This window comes from Pseudoalteromonas sp. TAE79, from assembly GCF_000498015.1.
Taxonomy (GTDB): domain Bacteria; phylum Pseudomonadota; class Gammaproteobacteria; order Enterobacterales; family Alteromonadaceae; genus Pseudoalteromonas.
In genome coordinates this window covers 1-2,646 of record NZ_AUTL01000138.1, presented here as the reverse complement: position 1 = coordinate 2,646, position 2,646 = coordinate 1, and the positions used below count along the sequence as shown (strand labels likewise).

The 2,646-nt window shown below is 38.1% G+C and carries 4 protein-coding genes; 2 read left to right on the top strand and 2 right to left on the bottom strand.

Going from position 1 to position 2,646, the window contains the following annotated elements:
* Window positions 1–132: 132 nt before the first annotated feature.
* Window positions 133–570, bottom strand: coding sequence for a group II truncated hemoglobin (locus L655_RS0109685; protein ID WP_004335148.1), 438 nt, complete (start codon window positions 568–570; stop codon window positions 133–135).
* Between the two features lie 54 nt (window positions 571–624).
* Here L655_RS0109685 and aroE point away from each other — a divergent pair, with 54 nt between their 5' ends.
* Complete coding sequence (gene aroE / locus L655_RS0109680; RefSeq protein WP_024604902.1) at window positions 625–1,449, top strand: shikimate dehydrogenase; 825 nt, start codon at window positions 625–627, stop codon at window positions 1,447–1,449.
* Window positions 1,446–1,700: a DUF1488 family protein gene (locus tag L655_RS0109675; protein ID WP_004335144.1), complete on the top strand. Its 255-nt coding sequence runs from the start codon at window positions 1,446–1,448 to the stop codon at window positions 1,698–1,700. Before aroE ends, L655_RS0109675 begins: the two co-directional genes overlap by 4 nt.
* On the opposite strand, the gene L655_RS0109670 is transcribed toward L655_RS0109675, so the two are convergent.
* Entirely contained in the window at window positions 1,692–2,237 is a 546-nt protein-coding gene (locus tag L655_RS0109670; protein ID WP_024604901.1) for a gamma carbonic anhydrase family protein, read from the bottom strand. The two genes, L655_RS0109675 and L655_RS0109670, sit on opposite strands and share 9 nt — an antisense overlap.
* Between the last annotated feature and the right edge of the window lie 409 nt (window positions 2,238–2,646).

The following is a 2,646-nucleotide window of genomic DNA, read 5'->3' as shown; positions in this document are numbered from 1 at the left end:
TCAAACAAGATTTGAAGATCTGATCATGACATTGAGATTTAGTTCAAAAAAATCCCCGCTAATTTCTTAGCAGGGATTTGTGTATAAGAGACAGCTAATTAGCGCCTTTTTGCATTATGGCTATATATAAATTTAATGCTGATTGATCATGTGCGTTGCTAGTTGAGAGAATGATTGCTTTAAGCCTTCACGCAACAACGGATTGTCTATTTCTATATCCAGCGTTTTATTCATGCAGTACATCCACTGATCGCGCAATGCTTTATCTACAGTAAAAGGCATATGTCTTTTACGTAGCATTGGCTGGCCATGTTTTTCAGTAAATAGGTTTGGCCCGCCTAACCAACCAGATAAAAATTCAAAAAATACTTGGCGAATTCGATCTAATGGCAGAGGATGCATATCATATAACGGTTTAGCGTATTCATCTGACTCCATTATGTCGTAGAATCGATTGGAGATAGCTCGCGCCCCTTTCTCTCCACCTATTATTTCATACGGTGTTTTTTCAGGAGTAGGAGCCTGTTGCTCGGGAGCCGGCTTAGATTTAGAAAAAAGTCGTTTAATCATATTACTTATCATCGTTAATAGGCAGTGTTATAGCTGCAAAGAGGTTGCTTTAAAATGGACAAATATGCGGTTTTTGGAAATCCAATTAAACATTCAAAATCCCCCGCGATACATAAACAATTTGCTGTATCACTGGGTGAGCAAATCGACTATCGCGCAATATTAGCACCTATCGATAACTTTGAAAAAACAGTATTGTCTTTTTTTGAGCAAGGCGGTGTGGGTGCTAACGTTACAATGCCATTTAAAGAGCAAGCTTATGCAATGGCTGATGAGCTTACGCCATTAGCCAAAATAGTAGGGGCTGTTAATACATTAAAAAAACGAGATGATGACTCATTACTCGGTGATAACACCGATGGTGTGGGCTTTGTAAATGATTTACTCGCTAATGAAGTAGCCATAACTAATAAACGCATTTTAATCATAGGTGCGGGCGGTGCTGCTCGAGGGGTTATTTTACCTTTGTTAGAGCATAACCCTCAGGAAATAATAATAGTTAATCGCACAGCACAAAAAGCCAAAGAACTCGCAGAGCTGTTTACCCAATATGGACCAGTATCTGGCTTTGGTTTTGATGATTTACCAGTAAGCGATTACTCACTAATAATAAACTCTACCTCTAGCAGTATGAATAACGAACTTCCAGCACTTGATAAAAAACACATAACTAACTGTGAAGTCGCTTATGACATGTTTTATTCACTGCAAAATACCATTTTTATGAATTGGGTTGCACAGCATAATATTAACGCTAAGCTTTTAGATGGCAGTGGCATGTTAGTTGGCCAAGCTGCTCAAGCATATTATGTATGGCGTAATAAAATGCCAAAAATACTTCCCGTCGTTGATGCGCTCAAACAAGGAACGCTTAAATGAATCAGGCAATACAATTTATAGATAGGCTAGAGTTTAGAGAGCCCGATCATCAGTTAGTATTTTTTGCACAAGTTAGTGGCATGCTGGTGGAGTGTGTAATAGAAGTAAATACACTTAAATTAACAGACGAAAGCCATGCAACAGAGTATTTTGAAAAGTATCGTTTTGATTACGAAGAACGTGCCGAGGAGCTTATCGAAGAAGAGAGCTATAACTCGGCAGGCCAAATTGAAGTAAGCTTATTAACTTAAATTAGCTATTTCAGCTAAATACTCATCTTTAAGTGATACGTAGTTACTGGCAGATATTTTTAAAAAGGCAAGTTCTTGCTCCGTTAGAGGGCGGGCTTGCTTAACCGGACTCCCTACATATAAGTAACCAGACTCTAAGCGTTTGTTTGGTGGTACCAAAGATCCCCCACCTATAATTACATCATCTTCAACAACCACGTTATCCATAATAATAGCGCCCATACCTACAAGTATACGGTTTCCTAATATACATCCGTGCAGCATTACCTTATGACCTACAGTTACATCGTCACCTATAATAAGTGGATAACCATCTGGATTGCTTTTAGTTGCACGAGATAAATGCAATACACTGCCATCTTGTATATTGGAGCGTTTACCAATACGTATATAGTTAACATCGCCTCGGGCAGCTACTAAAGGCCAAACACTACTATTATCACCTAAAGTAATATCACCAACCAAAACTGATGACTCATCAATATAAACAGACGAATTAAACGAAGGAGTTACACCTTTATAAGAACGGATTGCCATATTTAGTACCTTTTAGATAATAGTTATTAGCTTTGAGTGTATCAGCAAGGTTATTTTTGTACCATAAAAGGCACCGTTTGGTTACAAAACTATCAGTTTCAGGGGGTTTAGTTCAGATACTGAGCGAAAAGCATCTTTTTTTACTTTTTCTTTAAAAAAGTACTTGCGTAAAAATCTGTTCTCCCTATAATGCGACCCCACTGAGACGGGAAACGCCAACGCATAGCGAGGCACGAACTACTCAGAGAGTTAAATAAAACTTCGGTTTTAAATCTTCTAAAAAGAAAGTTTAAAACTAAGTGTTGACTCAAAAAATAAAGGGTGTATTATTCGCATCCCTTGAGACGCCAAAGCGACTCAAAACGTTCTTTAACAATATAAAGCAATCATCTGTGTGGGCACTCGTACA